General features: G+C 37.2%; 21 protein-coding genes. 5 read left to right on the forward strand and 16 right to left on the reverse strand.

Features of this window, described 5'->3' with window-relative positions:
- Nucleotides 1-36 precede the first annotated feature (36 nt).
- From AC1FXZ_RS18210 to AC1FXZ_RS18220, 3 genes are all read right to left on the reverse strand, one after another.
- Nucleotides 37-546: a hypothetical protein gene (locus AC1FXZ_RS18210; RefSeq protein ID WP_480056291.1), complete on the reverse strand. Its 510-nt coding sequence runs from the start codon at nt 544-546 to the stop codon at nt 37-39.
- A gap of 130 nt (nt 547-676) precedes the next feature.
- Nucleotides 677-1,198 (reverse strand): DUF84 family protein, encoded by a 522-nt coding sequence (locus tag AC1FXZ_RS18215; protein ID WP_480056293.1) that lies wholly within the window; start codon nt 1,196-1,198, stop codon nt 677-679.
- A 116-nt stretch (nt 1,199-1,314) separates the two neighbouring features.
- A complete protein-coding gene (locus AC1FXZ_RS18220; RefSeq protein WP_480056295.1) occupies nt 1,315-2,388 on the reverse strand; it encodes a M42 family metallopeptidase in 1,074 nt (357 codons plus the stop codon).
- Between the two features lie 168 nt (nt 2,389-2,556).
- Between AC1FXZ_RS18220 and AC1FXZ_RS18225 the strand changes: the two genes are divergently transcribed.
- Entirely contained in the window at nt 2,557-2,862 is a 306-nt protein-coding gene (locus AC1FXZ_RS18225; protein ID WP_480056297.1) for a PepSY domain-containing protein, read from the forward strand.
- A 212-nt stretch (nt 2,863-3,074) separates the two neighbouring features.
- Here AC1FXZ_RS18225 and trmB read toward each other — a convergent pair whose 3' ends face one another.
- Nucleotides 3,075-3,716 (reverse strand): tRNA (guanosine(46)-N7)-methyltransferase TrmB, encoded by a 642-nt coding sequence (gene trmB / locus AC1FXZ_RS18230; protein WP_480056299.1) that lies wholly within the window; start codon nt 3,714-3,716, stop codon nt 3,075-3,077.
- Nucleotides 3,717-3,955: 239 nt separating this feature from the next.
- On the opposite strand from trmB, the gene AC1FXZ_RS18235 reads away from it, so the two are divergent.
- Entirely contained in the window at nt 3,956-4,207 is a 252-nt protein-coding gene (locus AC1FXZ_RS18235; protein WP_480056301.1) for a YtzH-like family protein, read from the forward strand.
- Between the two features lie 116 nt (nt 4,208-4,323).
- Here AC1FXZ_RS18235 and AC1FXZ_RS18240 read toward each other — a convergent pair whose 3' ends face one another.
- Nucleotides 4,324-5,118 (reverse strand): phosphotransferase family protein, encoded by a 795-nt coding sequence (locus AC1FXZ_RS18240; protein WP_480056303.1) that lies wholly within the window; start codon nt 5,116-5,118, stop codon nt 4,324-4,326.
- 126 nt (nt 5,119-5,244) lie between these two features.
- Nucleotides 5,245-7,404, reverse strand: a complete 2,160-nt coding sequence (pulA, locus tag AC1FXZ_RS18245) for a type I pullulanase (RefSeq protein WP_480056305.1) — start codon at nt 7,402-7,404, stop codon at nt 5,245-5,247.
- Between the two features lie 167 nt (nt 7,405-7,571).
- On the opposite strand from pulA, the gene purU reads away from it, so the two are divergent.
- The gene (gene purU / locus AC1FXZ_RS18250) at nt 7,572-8,438 is read left to right on the forward strand and encodes a formyltetrahydrofolate deformylase (RefSeq protein ID WP_480056307.1); all 867 of its coding nucleotides are present in this window, start codon (nt 7,572-7,574) and stop codon (nt 8,436-8,438) included.
- A gap of 87 nt (nt 8,439-8,525) precedes the next feature.
- Here the strand turns inward: purU and AC1FXZ_RS18255 are convergent, their stop codons facing one another.
- From AC1FXZ_RS18255 to thpR, 5 genes are all read right to left on the reverse strand, one after another.
- Entirely contained in the window at nt 8,526-8,843 is a 318-nt protein-coding gene (locus tag AC1FXZ_RS18255; protein ID WP_480056309.1) for a type II toxin-antitoxin system HicB family antitoxin, read from the reverse strand.
- Nucleotides 8,844-8,941: 98 nt separating this feature from the next.
- Nucleotides 8,942-9,859 (reverse strand): nuclease-related domain-containing protein, encoded by a 918-nt coding sequence (locus AC1FXZ_RS18260; protein ID WP_480056311.1) that lies wholly within the window; start codon nt 9,857-9,859, stop codon nt 8,942-8,944.
- Between the two features lie 60 nt (nt 9,860-9,919).
- The gene (locus AC1FXZ_RS18265; protein ID WP_480056313.1) at nt 9,920-10,606 is read right to left on the reverse strand and encodes an LrgB family protein; all 687 of its coding nucleotides are present in this window, start codon (nt 10,604-10,606) and stop codon (nt 9,920-9,922) included.
- Nucleotides 10,606-10,971, reverse strand: coding sequence for a CidA/LrgA family protein (locus AC1FXZ_RS18270; protein WP_480056315.1), 366 nt, complete (start codon nt 10,969-10,971; stop codon nt 10,606-10,608). Before AC1FXZ_RS18270 ends, AC1FXZ_RS18265 begins: the two co-directional genes overlap by 1 nt.
- A 2-nt stretch (nt 10,972-10,973) precedes the next feature.
- Nucleotides 10,974-11,522, reverse strand: a complete 549-nt coding sequence (thpR, locus tag AC1FXZ_RS18275) for an RNA 2',3'-cyclic phosphodiesterase (RefSeq protein WP_480056317.1) — start codon at nt 11,520-11,522, stop codon at nt 10,974-10,976.
- A 177-nt stretch (nt 11,523-11,699) separates the two neighbouring features.
- Here thpR and cysK point away from each other — a divergent pair, with 177 nt between their 5' ends.
- The gene (gene cysK / locus AC1FXZ_RS18280) at nt 11,700-12,635 is read left to right on the forward strand and encodes a cysteine synthase A (protein ID WP_480056319.1); all 936 of its coding nucleotides are present in this window, start codon (nt 11,700-11,702) and stop codon (nt 12,633-12,635) included.
- Nucleotides 12,636-12,742: 107 nt separating this feature from the next.
- Here cysK and pepV read toward each other — a convergent pair whose 3' ends face one another.
- Nucleotides 12,743-14,164 (reverse strand): dipeptidase PepV, encoded by a 1,422-nt coding sequence (pepV, locus tag AC1FXZ_RS18285; RefSeq protein ID WP_480056407.1) that lies wholly within the window; start codon nt 14,162-14,164, stop codon nt 12,743-12,745.
- 285 nt (nt 14,165-14,449) lie between these two features.
- Here pepV and AC1FXZ_RS18290 point away from each other — a divergent pair, with 285 nt between their 5' ends.
- Entirely contained in the window at nt 14,450-14,668 is a 219-nt protein-coding gene (locus tag AC1FXZ_RS18290; protein WP_480056321.1) for a DeoR family transcriptional regulator, read from the forward strand.
- Between the two features lie 87 nt (nt 14,669-14,755).
- On the opposite strand, the gene AC1FXZ_RS18295 is transcribed toward AC1FXZ_RS18290, so the two are convergent.
- The 4 genes from AC1FXZ_RS18295 to ftsW all read right to left on the reverse strand — a co-directional run bounded on the left by AC1FXZ_RS18295 (nt 14,756) and on the right by ftsW (nt 18,702).
- Nucleotides 14,756-15,484 carry a pseudouridine synthase gene (locus AC1FXZ_RS18295; RefSeq protein WP_480056323.1) on the reverse strand — a complete coding sequence of 243 codons (729 nt, stop codon included), beginning with the start codon at nt 15,482-15,484 and terminating at the stop codon, nt 14,756-14,758.
- A complete protein-coding gene (locus AC1FXZ_RS18300; protein ID WP_480056325.1) occupies nt 15,471-16,163 on the reverse strand; it encodes a hypothetical protein in 693 nt (230 codons plus the stop codon). The genes AC1FXZ_RS18295 and AC1FXZ_RS18300 overlap by 14 nt, the downstream gene beginning before the upstream one ends.
- Before the next feature lie 165 nt (nt 16,164-16,328).
- On the reverse strand, nt 16,329-17,513 hold the full coding sequence (rodA, locus tag AC1FXZ_RS18305) for a rod shape-determining protein RodA (RefSeq protein ID WP_480056327.1): 1,185 nt from the start codon (nt 17,511-17,513) through the stop codon (nt 16,329-16,331).
- 34 nt (nt 17,514-17,547) lie between these two features.
- Entirely contained in the window at nt 17,548-18,702 is a 1,155-nt protein-coding gene (gene ftsW / locus AC1FXZ_RS18310; RefSeq protein WP_480056329.1) for a putative lipid II flippase FtsW, read from the reverse strand.
- Between the last annotated feature and the right edge of the window lie 23 nt (nt 18,703-18,725).

Raw genomic sequence — 18,725 nt, forward strand, 5'->3', positions numbered from 1 at the left:
TTGCTTGATATGATTTTACGATTTTAAAGAATCCGCTTATTTTGCTTGATATGATTTTACGATTTCAGTCATTGAAGCGACATCATCCTCCAAAGTACGAAACGTTGTCAAAGTTGAAATTCTTGCTCCTCCAATCGTTACAACAGCAAATAATTGCTCTTCCTCCTCTTCTGAGATAAATAAGTATGTTACCTGGTCCTTATTCTCTATAAGTTCAAAAGCTAAAGCATCATCTTCGAATACCAAATCACGAGTTAAATGAAAGTCACTTGTCGTTAGTTCATTCGGTTGATGAAACAAAAGAAATAATTGGTCACCATCTTGAATTTGAACATTATATTCTGTTTCTTCTATTACTTCAAACCCTCGTGGCAAATAGATATCAAGCATCTCTAGCTCAACATTTACTTCCATTTGCTCTTGTTCGACAGTAGTTAAAAATGCTTGTAGACCTAGTTCTAATGCCTCTTCTTCTGAGACTTGACAACCAGCAATAAGTACCAAGAATAAGAAGATAATACCTATTTGCCAAACGTTCTTAATCAAAAGTTACACTCCTTTTCCCTTAGCTTTCACAATATACCTAATAATACTCTTAGTAAATTAAGCTTGCAAGACAGAAAAAGGAAAGAGTGTCTAAGCCTCCTTTTGATAAGATATTGACAAATTGGTAAAATTAATGTTTAAGACCTTTCGTTGATTCAATATATTGTCCATACAGTAACTTCACTATATGAGAAAAAAGATCTTTTCTGCCGACCCATCCTCCTGTATATATTCCTATTGCTCCCTCTTTTTTTTTCGTATCATTATCCCCTGTAATGTCAGTCATTACATTCCCGAGTTCTTCACCATTACGAAGCCTATCTGCTACTATAGCTGGTAAAGGTAACTTAGCACCACCAGCGATACATTCTACTCCACTTTCATCAACTAATGCTCCCCAGTTACAAAGCATTAATCCTGATGGTGTTTCTTCAACACCACCTTCTAATCCAAATGCTACGTTAGCACCTACTATTGTTAATGCTGATCGTGCTCTGTTACGCGCACCTTCTATTGTTTCAAGATCAGAAAATGGTTGTGCAGATACACCAGACTCAACCTTTACACTAACAAATCTGTGACCTTCACGAATAAGTGAATCTTGGACAGCATGAACTTTGGCTGGATTTTTTGTACCGATTGCGATTATCACTGATTCTCCTCCAATTCAATTATTTGAAGCCAAAAAGAGGGTAGCCAAAGGGCTTCCCCTTAATTGCTACCCTCATAATATTTAACCAATTTGAACCTATTCAATAAAGAAACGAGTTAGACATTCTTTGAGATTGTCTCAATTGTTGTGTTATCAACAGATTTCACTAATTTTACAATTAATTCTTTTGCTGCGGCGTAATCATCAACATGAACAATGGAAGCAGCAGTATGAATATAGCGTGAACAAATTCCAATAACAGCTGAAGGTACACCCTCACCTGATATATGAACCTTTCCAGCATCCGTTCCTCCAGGAGAAATAAAATATTGATACGGGATATCATTTGATTCGGCTGTGTCTAAAATAAAATCGCGCATACCACGGTGTGTAATCATTGTGCGATCAAAGATTCTCAGCAATGCTCCTTTTCCAAGGTGACCAAAAGCCTCTTTTCCACCAGTTGCATCATTAGCGGGGCTTGCATCTAACGCGAAAAAGATATCTGGTTGTATCATATTGGCTGCCGTTTGAGCGCCCCTAAGTCCAACCTCTTCTTGAACTGTCGCTCCGGAATATAAAATATTTGGAATCTTTTCATTTTGTAGTTCTTTCATAAGCTCTATCGATAACCCTACACCGTAACGGTTATCCCATGCTTTGGCTAATATCTTCTTCGGATTGGCCATTGGTGTAAACGGACAAATTGGTAAAATTTGTTGCCCTTGTTTTACACCTAGCTTCATAACGTCTTCTTTGTCATCGGCTCCAATATCAACATACATGTGTTTAATATCCATCGGTTTTTTACGCTGAGCTTCTTCGAGTAGATGTGGAGGTGTCGATCCAATTACACCAATAATTGGTCCGGCTTCTGTCATAATCTGTACACGTTGTGCAAGGAGAACCTGGCTCCACCATCCACCTAATGGCTGAAAACGGATTAGTCCATTTTCACTAATGGATTTAACCATAAAACCAACTTCGTCCATATGGCCAGCAACCATCACTTTTGGACCTTGGGTTACTCCTCTTTTCACACCAAAAATACTTCCTAATCGATCCTGAATAATCTCATCCGTATATTGCTCCATTTGAGAACGAACAAATTTACGCACATCATGTTCAAAACCAGGTGCTCCTTGAAGCTCTGTTAATGTTTTAAAAAGTTGCATTGTCTCCTGATTCAAAGTAACAATCCCCTTTCACTTGCCGTACTTGTTATGTATCTTCTTTATTTTATCCGAATCAAATACTGATTTCCAGTTCAAGGTGATTAAGTAGTAATTGAAACCGTTAATATTTTTTGGCTATACTACTAGTTGAGGTGAAAAATTCAAATGAAAGGATGATAACAAATGGTAAAACGTTTTGTTGCAGGTTTGGGAATTGGACTAGCGGCTGGTTATATATTAGCGCCAGCTATAAAAACTGAAAAAATCTCTCCTGAAAAAGCGCTAAAAGAAGTGAAAAAAGCTTTATCGCAAAGATTTGCCATTTCTGGATCTTGGATTCATATGATCCCTGAAAGCTTTGAACGTAATAACATATCGTATAACGTTTACCGTGGTGGTATTTCAACAACAAATGAAGCAGGTACAACACAGTATGAATTTTTAGTTGATTCAAAATCTGGCACACTGCTCGATCTTCAAACATCCTAAGAAAGGAAAATGACTCATAACCACATCTTCTTTCGTACTAACAAAATATGATATGCGTATTTTCAAAGCGCATATCATACATAGTTATGAGTCATCACTTCCCTTTTGGTCGTCTCTATTCTCCTTCCCTCCTAATTTATTAAAATAATCCTTTTAACAGAAAAGGATACTACATAAGGTTTTTTTGCCTTTGTTGTAGTACCCTTTTATAATCATGATCTAAACTTCGCCTCACAGCGATAAATGCGCATTCCTTTTTGGGCAAATTTCTCTTCATATTCTGTCATAACATTACCTTCAATTCCACTTTGGTGTAAATCTAAACTAACACGATGTAATGTCATACCATAACCTGCGAAACTTTCTAAAGAATATTCGAATAACCCTTGGTTATCTGTTTTAAAGTGAATTTCCCCACCTTGTATCAAAATCTTCTCATACATGGCTAAGAACGCTTTGTAAGTAAGCCTGCGTTTTTCATGACGATTTTTCGGCCAAGGATCGGTAAAGTTAATATATAGTTGACCCACTTCCTCTTCAGCAAAAAAATCAAGAATATCAGTGACATCTTCATTTAAGAATTTAACATTTGGTTGTTCGACTTCTCTCGCATGTTCTAATGCTCTAACAAGAACACTGTCATATTTTTCAATTCCTATAAAATTAATTTCCGGATGAAGCTTGCTCATCCCGATTAAAAATTGCCCTTTCCCAGTTCCAACTTCAACGTGAATTGGATTATCATTTTTAAAAAGTTCTTTCCATTTCCCTTTATGCTTACTTGGGTTTTGGATAATGATGTCGGGGTTCTCTTGTAGTTTTTCTTTTGCTCCTGGTATATTTCGTAAGCGCAATGTTTTCACCTCTATTTTTAAAATTTAATTGTCAATAATAACTAAACGATGGCCTTTTATTTTATTTAGAATAGCTTTAGCTCTTTTAACACAAAATAAGTCAAAAGCTAACTCACTGAGAGATCGCTCTCGAACAATAATGGGAATAATACCAAAAAGAAGATGGGACTAAATAGATCTTATTTGGTTTAGAGTTCCGTCACTTTTTTCACAGAAATAGCATAAAGGAGTGCTGAGCCATGCCTATCACATCTCAAGATAAGTTAAGATTATTAAAAGACTTATTAGAAAATCAAGCTGTAGAAAACCACATGACAACAGACGAAGCAGCACAAATCGAGCGCCTTTTATCGACTCTCTCGGATGACCCTTCCTTACAACCTGCAGTACAACAAACCCTTAATGTCATTCATGAAAAACATCAAATCAACCATGAGCCATTCCCACAAGGGGATGTCGAACAATGGCTTAATGTTCTATCTATAGAATAATTCGACAGCATCTATATTTATTCCTCAGGAAATAACTCCTTTTATGTGGAAAATAGTCGGAGTAAAAAGATACGAAAACCTAAAAGACTCACCTTGTAGCAAAAATGGTGAGTCTTTTAGTCCTCAAGAAGGCTTTGGATATAGTCTTTTAACTGTTCTGCTTGTTCGAACTGATTCCGACCAAAATGCCATAACAAAACTGATATTGATTGGGAAACGACATACCAATGCATCCTCCTACGTAATGACTCATCTAGAGCTATTCCATATTGGTCTAACCAATATTTCCATTCGTGTTCAGGAATATATGAATAGAGTAAAAGTCCAATATCTAAAGCTGGATCAGATACAGTTGCTCCGTCCCAATCTATCAAATAAAGCTGCTCTTCTTCATCTAGCATCCAATTATTATGATTAATATCACAATGACACACGACAAAATGCTCGTGAAGGACAGACTCTAATTTATTCAATAAATAAGCCATTCCTTGCTCAATTATTTGATCTTCTATTTGATAAGCTTGAAGCTGCCTACGTAAGTTTTCAACAATCACATATGGTGTTAATGGCTCGTTGCCAATTCGTTTAAACATATCAAGTAGTTCACTTGACCCATGAATTTTGGCAAGCAATGCCGCAACACGACTTTCCTTCATTTCGTAAGCCTTCAGCTCTCGACCTTGCACCCATCTTTGTGCTGTAACAACGTCACCATTTTCTAAGCGCCTAGTCCAGAGTAACTTCGGAACAATTCCTTCTGCTGAAAGAACAGCGAGAAAAGGCGAGGAATTTCGCTTCAAAAAAACTGTTTGTTCACCTTGCTGGGCTATATATGCTTCACCTGTTGCACCACCAGCTGGTTGAACTTTCCAGCCGTCTCCTAAAAATTGTTCCACCCAATTCACCCTCAATTTCTTAAACTTCCATCAATACTGCCTACTTATTATACCTTAATTTAAGATATTTTACCTAATTCAAATTGCTTTCAACAAAACAATTCACATAGAGGATGTTGTTTCCTGCATTGGCTAATACAACTAATAGCTACCTTTCGTCTTATAATTCACACACACTAGTGTAGACAAAGGAGAAACAATTACACAGTCCTCACCTATTTTGCTTAATGGTATCAGAGAAGCTACCTGATCGTCAACGACTACATACCATTCATTGTAATTTGGTAGTGGTATTACCTTCTGATGTAGGCTCGCATTATGAATAACAATTATGTCATCCCACGAATCAATCTCTTTTAAATTTCGCAAATGATAAGATATACAATCAGAATCTACATGTATTAAATGAAAATGTTCCTTTATGGTTTTGTACGACTCCATTCGAAAGGCTGGGTGAGCACGGCGAATTTTTATCAAACCTCTCATGTACATTACCGATTTTTCGAAGTAAGCACGCTGGTCCCAATCAAATTGATTGACCCAGTCCGGTTTATTATAACTATTTCCAATCCCGTGCTTCGTCCGAAACCATTCTTGCCCTGCATGTATAAAGGGAATTCCCTGAGATAGTATTACAACGGATGATGCAAGCTGATGCCTTTTTTGCAATCTTTCTCTATCTTCATATGGATGAATCCTTTTTAACTTATCCCAAAGTGTATGATTATCATGTGCTTCAACATAGTTGATTGCTTGATGTGGATGAGAGAACAATTCCACACTCCCTTTTACCCCACTAACGATTTCATCAATTGAAAAAGGATTCCCACTAATAAACCCTGGTTGATGTACTTCAAAAGTACTTCCTTTTATTCCATCACGAAATTTATCTTGAAAAAAAGCAATCTCTTGCAGTTCACGTGCATGGTCGCTTAACGCAAGCTTGTCTCTAGGGTACTCCGTTGGCAGTTCCCACCCTTCTCCTAATAAAAAGATATCCTCATTAAATTGTTTAGCCTCTTTCATTACTTGTTTCATTGTTTCAATATCCAAAATACCCATTAAATCAAAACGAAATCCATCAACGTGAAATTCTTTCAACCAGTAAGCTATCGCATCAATGATTAACTTTCGGGCCATTTTTCTTTCTGAAGCAAAATCATTTCCAACCCCTGTCCCGTCACTAATTTCATTAGCATCACTAAAACGAAAGAAATAACCAGGCACAATTTGTTCTAATGATGATTCTTCCCAAATATATACATGGTTAAAAACAACATCCATGATCACTCTCAGTTGATTTTTATGCAAAGTGGCAATCATTTGCTTTAATTCGCGAATTCTAGAATAGCCATCATACGGATCTTTTGCGTAGCTACCTTCTGGAACAAAAAAATGAGTCGTATCATAACCCCAATTATAATGGTTTGGGTTTTCGCGATCACTTTCATCTATGCTGCCAAATTCTTGAACAGGTAATAACTCTACATGAGTGATTCCTAATCGTTGTAAATAATCAATTCCGGTTATTCTATCATTTTGATCTAACGTGCCTTCTTCTGTTAAACCTAAATATTTCCCTTTATGAATAATTCCGTTTGAATGACCAATTGTAAAATCCCTTATATGTAATTCATAAATAATAACATCATTTTTTGACTGTAAGGGTTCTAATGGCCAGTCATGTACTTTAACCTTTTCATGATTCCCCACCATTGCCTTTTCCCCATTTACCGATAGAAACTTGGCATATGGATCAACAACTTTTCTCCAAGATTGATTAACAAAAACTTCAAATAAATACCATATTCCTTCTTGATCACCTTGTAAGTCCGTTCGCCATACTCCTTTTTCATCTCTAAAACATGCTTGAACTTCACCTACATCTTCATACCAATTGTTGTATCGTATTAAGTTTACTTGTGTTGCAACTGGTGCCCAAATAGCAAATGACGTCTGTTCTTTAGAAAAATTTGCTCCAAGGTCCTTACCATCGTAATAAAAAAGATTATCAAATTCCTCTGTTCTTACAACGTCTGTTATGACAACACTACATGAATGTTCACCATTTATTACATAGTTTGTTTCTTCAAATTGAAATGGTGATGTTAACCCTAACTCTAAAACATTCTCTTCTAAATCGTTTAATAGTAGAGGCCATTTCCCACAATTATTTACTAAAAACCATTGGTTTAAATTAAATTCGCTATCTTTTCTCAAAATAACTCTTAGCTTGTTAACCGTTACGAGCTCAGCTGACTCAATTCGACAATTGACAAATGCCTCCTTCTTTTGCTTCAATGATGAAAGCCCCCTTTCCTTTTTAAGTATTATATTTAGAAGACGTATGTTTTTCTTTTGTAATCTTATTGTATAACATTACTATGAGCATTACCTTGAAACCATTCATCTCTCTGTACATGCATACTTACTTTTTGGAAAGGTATCGATTAATTTGGAGGAATAAAATGAATTACAATAATAACTCAAGTGCCCGTTTATTAATCTCTTGCCATGACCAACCTGGAATCGTTTCTGCAGTTTCTACCTTCTTACATAAGTGTAAGGCTAACATCGTCCAATCAGATCAATATTCTACAGACCCTTCTGGTGGGATGTTTTTTATGCGCATTGAATTTGAAATGCTTGAATCTGATTGTGACATCGAAAGCATTCGTAGCTCTTTTGCCACCATTGCCGAATCTTTTAATATGGACTGGCGTATGGAGCTTGCTTCTAGGAAAAAGAAAATGGCTATCTTTGTCTCTAAGGAAGATCATTGTTTGCTTGAACTGTTATGGAAATGGAGAGCAAAAGAAATAGACGTTGAAATTCCTCTAGTGATCAGTAATCACGAGAACCTCAAAGAAGAAGTTGAAAATTACGGAATTCCATTTTTCTATATCCCTGTTAGTAAGGCAACAAAAATAGAAGCCGAGCAAGAAGCTATTGCCAAATTACATGAATATGATGTTGATTTTATTGTATTAGCGAGATATATGCAGATTCTATCGCCAGAATTCGTTGAAACATTTCCGAAACGCATTATCAATATCCACCATTCATTCTTACCTGCTTTCATTGGTGCCAACCCTTATGCAAAAGCATTTGAACGTGGTGTTAAGTTGATTGGAGCGACGGCTCATTATGTCACGAATGATTTAGACGAAGGACCTATTATCGAACAAGACGTCTTACGTGTCAACCATCGTTACACAACTGAACAATTGCGAGTAGCAGGTAGGAACGTAGAGCGCATAGCCCTCGCTCGAGCTGTAACTTGGCACATTAATGATCAAATTATTGTACACGGAAATAAAACGATCGTATTTTAGATTAACCAAAAAATTACAAAGGGGGTGCCTAACAACAATCAGAGTTGTTAGGCACCCCCTTCCAATAGTGAGTAGTTTTAAAAAAGTTTATTGAAATTTTTTTAATTCAAAATTTATGTATTCAAATTCTTCTACTTCCATAGATGGATCGAGATAAATGATATGGGCGCCATAATAGACTTCAGGAAGTCGCTGCTCCCCATATGTTTTAATCCATAGCTCTAATGCAGTATGAAGTCCTTGTTTCGCTTCCTTTAACGTATCACCAAAGCTTACACAACCATCCAGTTGATCCAACTCAATCATCATTTCATTGCTTCCCTTCCAATTGGAAACTTTCCTCACTCTCCAAATGAAATCAGTTGGCTTATACATCCTATTAGATAATGTGCTATCAGGATTCAACCTACCCCTCCTTTCTCACTATTCTCACTCAACACAACATAGGCTATTATACGAATTTACTGCCTTTCATTCAAATGGGAATTAAAAGTATACTCCATTCAATCGCTCTCGTTTCGGCTATAAGAATTAGTAGAACAATAATGTAGCAATACAGATGCGACCTTTAACTGCCCACTTTTAATAGGAGAAGAATGTTTTTGCAATCTCTCATGCCATCTTGTGAAATTTCTCCGATCAATTAATTCTACTTTCGTTCCTTGTATTTTATTATCGATAATACTATTTGGAGAAAGCACAACACTACGAATTGGAAATGATAGTCCAGCTTCTTTTAAAATTGGTCCAACTACACCTGTCATCCTGGATACAGAAATAAGGGGACTAATTCTTCTTTTACGATCTTTATGTACAAACTCTGTCCAAAAACGCTCTGAACTCGCTTCAAAGACACTATGTTCATGGCCTTTTAAAATTGAAATACAATATATTTCCGTTGGACTAATCAGCAATATATCCAATTCAATAGGTGCGTGTTTCACTGAAAAAACCGGCCTATACATTAGAAAGAAATTATCGGGGATGTTCTGTGAAAAAAAACGAAGCCAGCGATCTTTTTTATATTTTGGATGTAAAGTCGACTTTTCAAGTAATGAAGAACTCGCCCATCTCAACTGAGAATGATACAGATCGTGCAAAAACTCTTCTTTCACCTCTTCAATTGTTTTATTCCTGAATCGATTATCGCTTTCATTTAATGCTTCATCGCTATCTACCATTGAATCCTTTGACCAATTCTTTAACTTCTTAAACGCCTCTTGAAAGATACTTCTTTTGCCTTCCCCTAAAGCTAACTCGTTGTTCTCTGAACTCAAGTTCATCTCATATTGTTGTTGTTCCCACTCCGACTTGATATAGTACCATCGTTCTTTTTTCATACGAGTATATTGACTCGGATAACGATTTAAATCAAATTGATAGCGGGATATATAGTCTTCTAATTTGATTAAATGAGCCACGCTCGTACCTCCTGTCTAACATTCTTTGACAGTTACACTGATTAGATCGTACCATGGATGTTAGTATAAAAGAAATACCATCAGAGGGGCAACAATAGAAACAATGATCGCACTAAGCGTCATCGCTACTGAACTGCTAGCCCCTTCCTTTTCACTATTTTCAAAAGCTTTAGCTGTGCCAATCGCATGGGACGCACTCCCCATCCCGAGTCCCTTCCCCATTTCATTAGTGATTTTGAATAAGCGAAATACATAAGAAGCAATGATTGAACCACCAATCCCTGCTACCATAACCAAAACGGCAGTTACAGGCGGAGAACCTCCAAGCGTTGTCGCAATATCCATTGCTACTGGTGTTGTAACTGATTTGGGGACAAGTGAATAAAGAATTTCTTGCTCGACTCCCAACCACTTCGAGAGCAATAAGCCACTTAAGATACCAATTATTGCCCCAGTGCTAACACTGATGATGATTGAGAAGAAATACTTTTTTAAAAAATGAAATTGACGATATAATGGATAAGCAAGTGCAACAACAGCTGGACCAAGAATCGCTTCTAACCACTTTCCTCCAAGTGCATACGTTTCATACGAGATATTAAAGACAACTAATATCATAATCAATATGATCGTTGCTGTTAATATAGGGAATGTAAATGGACTTGGGTACCTACTATAAAAGGCTTTCGCAATTAAATAAAGCGCAATTGTTAGAAAGAAAAAGCCTATGCCTATAGCTACGTTCATTAGTTATCAATCTCCTTATTTTTTACTAGAATTTGGTTAGTAAACCCTGTAACAACCATAACCATAACTGTACTTATTATCGTGATAAAGATTAATAGAAGCCCTTTTCCAGCAAATACATCTAAAAATTGCAATATCCCAACGGTTACAGGTATAAATAATAAAGGCAAATGCCTTATTAACAAGGCTGAGCCCTCTTCAATGTACTGAACAGGTACTAACTTCAATAAAAGACTAAGAAACAAAAGGAGCATTCCGATAATGCTGCCTGGAATTACTAACTCAAATTGCCTCTGGATCCATGTTCCAATTAAATAAAAACAAGACAAAATGATAATGTGCAGGATCACTTTTATTATTTTCATATTTATTCCTCACTAAATGAATATATTTGTACAGGCTTATATTTAGGTGTTTCTGTTAGGACGCTTTTATAAAGAATAATTTCTTTTACTGTCCATTGTTCTTGTAGTGCTTGATCATCTTGCTTCATTTGAAATGAATTTTGTCCAACCCATTGTCTTGCTAATGTAATATGTGGAGAAAACGGTCTTTTATCAAGCGAAAACCCAGTTTCTTCGCATAATCGAAATACTTCTTCTTGCAAAGTATATAATTTAGACTCCTGTTTAACACCAATCCAAAATATTCTCGGCTTTTTCTCCGACCCAAAGGTTCCTAAGGAAGAAAGTTTCAGCTCGAACGGTTTCCACTTTTTCACTAAAGCCTCACATCCATGTTGAACTACCTCTAACTGTTCATCTGTCGCAGCACCTAAAAATACGAGAGTTAAATGAAGATCTTCTTCATGTACCCAACGTTTAAATGCAAACTCCTCCTTTTGGAGTAAAGACTGTTTTATCTGTTGCTTCACATGAGAGGGTATTGGAATAGCTAAAAAATGATGAAAAGACATCTTTTTACTCCCTTCGAAATGTTATCCAAATTAAAACATCAAGATCTTTTATAAGACATCATACACCTTTTACTCATTGTCTACACCCTATAAATTATTACTCCTTTATAGCAGGTAGGAATATTCATCATACCTATGATAAAATGATCACAGTAAATTAAAAGAGGAGATGTACCCATGAATGTAGTTAACAACATTGCTGAATTAATTGGTAAAACCCCCCTCGTACGTCTTAACCGGATTACAGACCCTAATGGAGCTACCGTTTATCTAAAAATGGAAATGCAAAATCCAAGTGGAAGTGTAAAAGACCGTGCAGCCTTCAACATGATGATCCAAGCAGAAAAAGACGGCCACTTAAAGCCTGGCGCCACAATTATCGAACCAACTAGTGGGAATACAGGTATCGGGATCGCCATGAATGCTGCAGCAAGAGGGTATCGCGCTATCCTTATTATGCCAGATACGATGTCATTAGAAAGAATTAATTTGTTGAAGGCTTATGGTGCAGAAGTTGTATTAACACCTGGTGATGAGAAAATGCCTGGGTCTATCAAAAAAGGATATGAGCTGTTAAAAGAAATTCCAAATAGTTTTATGCCTATGCAGTTTGAAAATGCAGCTAATCCTGATGCACATCGTCATACAACAGCTTTAGAAATTAAACAATCCCTTGATCAAATCGGAAAGAAACTCTCAGCTTTCGTAGCAGCTTCGGGAACTGGTGGAACGATTACAGGGACTGGAGAAGAACTTCGAAAATTTTATCCTGAGTCAACGATTCATGTTGTTGAGCCTGCAGGATCGCCTGTACTCTCAGGTGGGGAACCTGGACCACATAAATTAGTTGGAACGAGCCCAGGGTTTGTTCCACCTATACTAAATGAAGAAGTGTACAATGAAATCTTAAAAATTGAAGACGAAGATGCGTATCGTGTCACAAGAGATTTAGCAAGAAAAGAAGCTATTCTCGTCGGCCCATCATCTGGAGCTGCTTGCTTTGCTGCAATGGAAGTAGCAAAACGCCTCACTCCTGACGATGTAGTAGTAGCCATTGCCTGTGATACTGGTGAACGATATCTTTCAACTGATCTGTTTCAATTTGAAAATTAAATCATAAGTTACACCTAAACAACAAAAAGGTGACAGCTTGTACTGCGCTCCAAAAAGTTAGCGTAAAACCTAACTTTTTGGATGCCCTCTAGCTTGTCACCTTTTTTTTATTCCGAGCCTTCTTTTGCGAGTTCATATATCGCTTCAGCATATAAAGCTGTCATTCGTAAAAGGTCTTCTATATCGATGTATTCATCCTTTTTATGCGCCACATCCTCACGCCCTGGAAACATTGGCCCAAATGCAACCCCCGTTTTTAAAGAACGTGCATATGTTCCTCCTCCAATAGCTAATAACTTCGCTTCATCTCCTGTTTGACGCTCATAAACTGCCTGAAGAGTTTTGACGAGAGGGTGATGTTCTTCAACATAATTCGGTTCCATATGATCATGAATCGTCATAATTGCGTTTCTACTTTTCGCTACTTGTTTTAATTTCTTTAGACACTCATCTCCTGAAGCCGTAACGGGATATCGAATATTTAGACCTACTTTTGCTTCCTCGTCTTCTCTAAAGCGAAGCAAACCAACGTTCATTGTCAATTTACCTGATACTTCGTCTGTAACAGCAATTTCAAGTCCTTCACCAGTAGGATCACAGTACTCTGTAATAAAAGTTAAATAGTCACTTGCGCTTTTTTGAAACGGAATTGTCACTAAAAATCGAGCAAGCCGAATACCTGCGTTTTCGCCATTTTCCGGTGTAGAGCCATGAGCTGATACACCTTCAACCGTTAGAACTAACCCCAATTGGCCAAACTCTACATAACCACAATAATTATTCTCGTCCAGATAGGTCCGATATTCAGTTTCTATTTCCTGTAGACTTGTAGAATCCCCCATTAGAAAAGCTCGTGCCTTATCTGGAACCATATTAAATCGTTCCCCTGACCCAAAACTTGAGAGTACAATGGCGGCTTTCTCATTCTTGCCGTTATTCTCCCATGAAAAACTAACATCTGTTATTCCCTTTTCTGCATGAATAATAGGAAAATCAGCATCAGGAGCAAAGCCAATAGTAGGCATCTCTTCGTGCTTGAAATAGTGTTCAACACATCTCCAATTGCTTTCCTCGTCTGTACCAAGGATCATTCGAACCCGTTTATTTAACGAAAGACCTAATTCCTTCACGATCGATAGAGCAAAAAAAGCCGCCATTGTTGGGCCTTTATTATCAATGGCTCCCCGTGCATAAATGCGGTTATTTCGAACCTCTGCAGAAAAGGGATGGGAGGTCCATCCCTCTCCAACAGGAACGACGTCTACATGGCACAAGATGCCTACACTTTCATCCCCTTTTCCGTATTCAATCACTCCTGCATAACCATCTAAATTTTTTATATAATATTGATGATCTTTACCTTTTTGTAATAAATAGTGTAACGCATCAGCAATCCCTTGCCCAAATGGAGCTTGATTTTGCTTCGTCCGCTCATTTAAAATGCTTGGAATACGAAGGAATTCTTGCGTTTGTTTAATAATTAAATCCTTTCTTTTTTCTACTTCATTTCTCCAATTTATTTTCACGATTTGTCAACACCTTTCAAGTTCTTCCGTGACATTTATCACACATTGTTTTTGCATAGTTGTGCGAATTATTGTAAAATGAATACAAAGAGGAATGAACCACGCTTCACTGAACCACTTACAACATTACCTTTCCTCATTTCGAATTGCAACATAACGAAATAGGAAATAGAGAGGTCAATCCTTAATTGTAAACAGTCTTTCACCCGTAATAACATGCATATCTTGTATGTTATTACATAGACTCTACCTAAGAACAAGTCATGATTATGAATAAGGAGTGGTTTTTTGAATACTTCAACTGATCGTATGCTGACTCGAATCAAGTCTATCTACCTTTATATTAAACAAAGGGGGACCGTCACAACGAATGAATTAGTTGAAGAATTCGGTATAACTCAACGGACCGTTCAACGTGACCTGAATGTACTAGAGTATAACAACCTTGTCGAAAGCCCTGCTCGTGGTAAGTGGAATGCAACAAAAAAGAAAACTAGAGTGTCATAATTTGTACAACTTTATTGAATATTTGAAGAGAGTGACTCCCTTTAAAAAAGCCACTGAAAAAGGTTCTTCCCTTCTTCAGCAGCCCTTTTAAGAGTCACTCTCTTCTTGCCTAAGAAGAAGCATTTCAACTTCATCTTTTGTTAACTCTCGATATGTACCTGGCTCCAATTCTTGATCTAATTCTAGCTGTCCAATTTTAATTCGCTTTAACGTCAATACTTTTTTATTAACAGCTTCAAACATTCGCTTTACTTGATGATACTTCCCTTCAGTTATCGTTAACTTAATTTTTGAGGTAGCTCCACTTTCAAGAATTGATAACTCTGCTGGTTTGGTCTTATAGCCATCATCAAGCTCTACCCCTTCTTTAAATAACTGAATATCTGTTTGATCCACTTTTCCTCGAACGGTTGCAATATATGTTTTGGCTACATGTCTTCTCGGGGACATTAACGCATGTGAGAATTGCCCATCATTTGTAATTAACAGGAGCCCTTCTGTGTCTTTATCTAGTCTGCCAACTGGAAAAGGTTCAAACAACGCATGTTCATAAAGTAATAAATCAATTACTGTCTCATGCTCATTATCTTCCGTTGCAGAAATAACCCCCTGTGGCTTGTTAAGCATTAAATAAATGTATGGTTTATATTTGACTTCTTCTCCAAAAACCGTGACTGAATCTTGCTCAGGATTCACGTGAACTTTGCCATCCTTTATGATTTCTCCATTTACATGAACACTGCCTGATTTCATCAACTTTTTAACATCTTTCCTTGTTCCATATCCCATATTTGCAAGCAACTTATCCATCCTCATTTGACTCATGCTCTCCTTTCTGTTGTAATTTTTCTTCAATACTTTTAGCAAACCCTCCTAGATCATTGCTTTGGTAAGCGTCTATGACACCATGAACAGTTTGATCAAACGTTTGTTTAATTAGTTCTGATGGTAGTTTATAACTCTTCATCTCTTCAGAAAGACCTACACTCATTTTAATCGCCGCTTTTGTTCCTAATTGATTAGCAAGTAACGCCTGTTGTTCTGAAGCAACTTCTATAGTCATTGACGGAAACAAGTTACTGAGTGTCTTCTTTTCTAGCTCGTGTTTTTTGGGAATAACAAATAATCCTTTCTTTTCTCGTTTCGCAACCATTGCATGGCCAACAAATTTTAAAGGGACGATATTTTTGTTTCCAATTAGTTCTTTAACTTGCTCCTCCTTAACAGCAGTTGCCATATGATATATAGTTACATCATTTCGAAAGGTTCGCTCATACTTCCTAAGAAATTGTTCGTACCCTTTTAACGGCAAGCAGAGAAAGAAAAATTGAACATTTGGAAAATCTTTGGGACCTGCTTGTTTTACGTGAGGGAATTCTTTCACCAGCTCACCAACAGTTTGTTCATTACGACTGTACACATACGTTCTTTCGTCTTCTTTTAAAACAGTGAGGATCATGCTGGCTAAACGCCCAGAACCAACTACTAACTTCAATTCAATCTTCCCCCTTTCACTAACATAATAATAATAGAAAAAGGTTGTCCCAAACAAGGATTCTGACCCATTTCTAGACAATAGATGATAGATCGTTTTAAGCTAACTCACCTATCAAATACTGCACTTGATATTATGGATCAGACCTTACCCAGACACAACCTCTTACATACTAGACTCCTCAGTTTCAAACATATAATGCCGCGTTCGTATATTTACATTGAGAACAATCCCCATTGCAATCATATTGGTTAAAAGCGCACTCCCCCCATAACTTATAAAAGGTAGAGCGAGACCAGTAATCGGCATTAATCCAATTGTCATAGCAATATTTTGAAACACTTGGAATACAAGTAGACCTATTACACCAGATACTAAATATGTTCCAAATAAATTGTTACACGTTAAAGCAATAATAATCATTCGGTAAAACAACAAGAAATACGTGACAATTAATATCGTTGCCCCAATAAAACCAAATTCTTCGCCAATTACAGTAAAGATAAAGTCCGTATGGATCTCTGGAATTCGATCACTCTGTGTCTGAACACCTTGCATAAACCCAGTACCTTGTAATTGCCCGGAGCCTATCCCTCTCATGGCATTCACTAATTGATATCCGTATGAGCCTTGATGCTCGTACGGATCCAACCAACCGTAAATTCGATCAAGTTGATGAGATGCGATGAATTTTGTGAACAAGTCAAAGTTATGATTATACAACCAAACTAATCCAACAATCCCTGTTACCACAGATAGCCCTAAGAATAGAAGTATCCGCCAGGCTACCCCTGACATTAAAAGCATTGTAGCCATAATACTAGCAATTACAAGCGCTGTCCCTAAGTCAGGCTGTCTTAAAATCAAGAGAAAAGGTGGCAAACCAATTGCAATTACTTTTGCCACAATAATTAAGTCAGATTTCAAATCTTTTGTTGCTCGGTTAAGCGTTACTCGATAGAGCATATGCGCTAGCGCAATAATAAGAAATATTTTCATAAACTCAGACGGCTGTATTTCCACAGGACCGAGATTAAGCCAACGTTGTGAACCATTACGAAAGACGCCTAGCGGAGAAAAGGCAACGAGTAATAATAAAATAATACCGATACCAAAAAGGGGAATCGAAAAGTTTTTAAATAAATCATAGTCGAAGAACATGACCCCTAGCATGACAATAACACCGACTACAAACCAAATAATTTGACGCTTCACATAGTAGGTTGGGTCATCACTAAAATATTGACCTGATCCACTATATATAGCTAGCAAGCTAATGCACATGAGTACAAACAACAGAAAGAGAAGCGTATAATCGATCTGCTGAAAACCTGTTTTCCGTTCTTCCATTGTCGCCTCCATCTATAAGAAGCAGCTCTCGGCATTAAGATGCCGAAAGCTGTGTTTCTTCGTTATGTTCTTTAAGCCTTCTTTGGCGAATATTATTCCTCGAGATGTTCGCTAATATCGCCAGCGAGACAAGTGTAAAAAATAATGAGGATCCGCCATTACTAATAAGTGGAAGTGGAATTCCTGTAATTGGTAACATACCTGTTACGGCACCAACATTAAATATAATTTGAATCGCTATTTGAAAGACAATTCCAAATGCAAGCAAACTACCAAAAGGATTCTTACAACGCGATCCTATCATAACTCCACGTACCAAAATAACTGTATGCAAACCTAAAACAAACAAAACTCCTAAAAGACCTAGCTCTTCAGCGACTACAGCCAATATAAAGTCAGTATGCGCTTCTGGTAAATAAAAGAGCTTCTGTACACTCTGGCCTAACCCTGTTCCACTTAACCCACCGTGAGCCATTGCAATATACGATTGAATTACTTGGTGCCCATCCCCTGTAGGATCAGCAAATGGATCTTGATAGGAAGTAAGACGCCTAATACGGTAAGGAGCCGATAAAGCAAATACAATAAATAATGTGAGACCTACAACACCCAAACCGATTAAATGTCTCCATTTTGCACCAGAAAAGAAAACCAGAAAAAACGTAACCAGTAATATAGATGTAGCTGTCCCTAGATCTGGTTGCATCATGATCAACCCAAAAACAAATCCCACTACAACAAGTGGAGGCATAACACCTTTTACAAACTGATCGATATAAGCTTGTTTTTGCGAATAAACTTGAGCAAGGTAAATAATCATGCCAATTTTCACGAACTCAGTTGGTTGAACCCTAAGTGGTCCTAATTGTATCCAACGTTGTGCACCACCGATTGTTACTCCAAACCAAGGAAGCAAAACAAGAAAAAGTGAAATGACTGAAATAGCAATAATTAAAGGTGACATTTTCCTATAAAAGCGATAAGGGAAATGCATCACAACTACAAAAGCAAATATAGCTAGTAAAAACCATAAAAACTGTCTTTGTATAAATTGATAGGGATTAGGATTCTCCTGTCCTATCCCCAACACATAACTTGCGCTAAATACCATCACTAAGCCAAATCCAGCTAGAAGGAACGTTGTGATGATTAGCAACCAATCGTTATCTTTTCGAAATGAATACTTCATCGCGCCCCCCTGCCCAAGCATAA

The sequence above is a fragment of the Halalkalibacter sp. HAAS-P014 genome, from assembly GCF_056619965.1.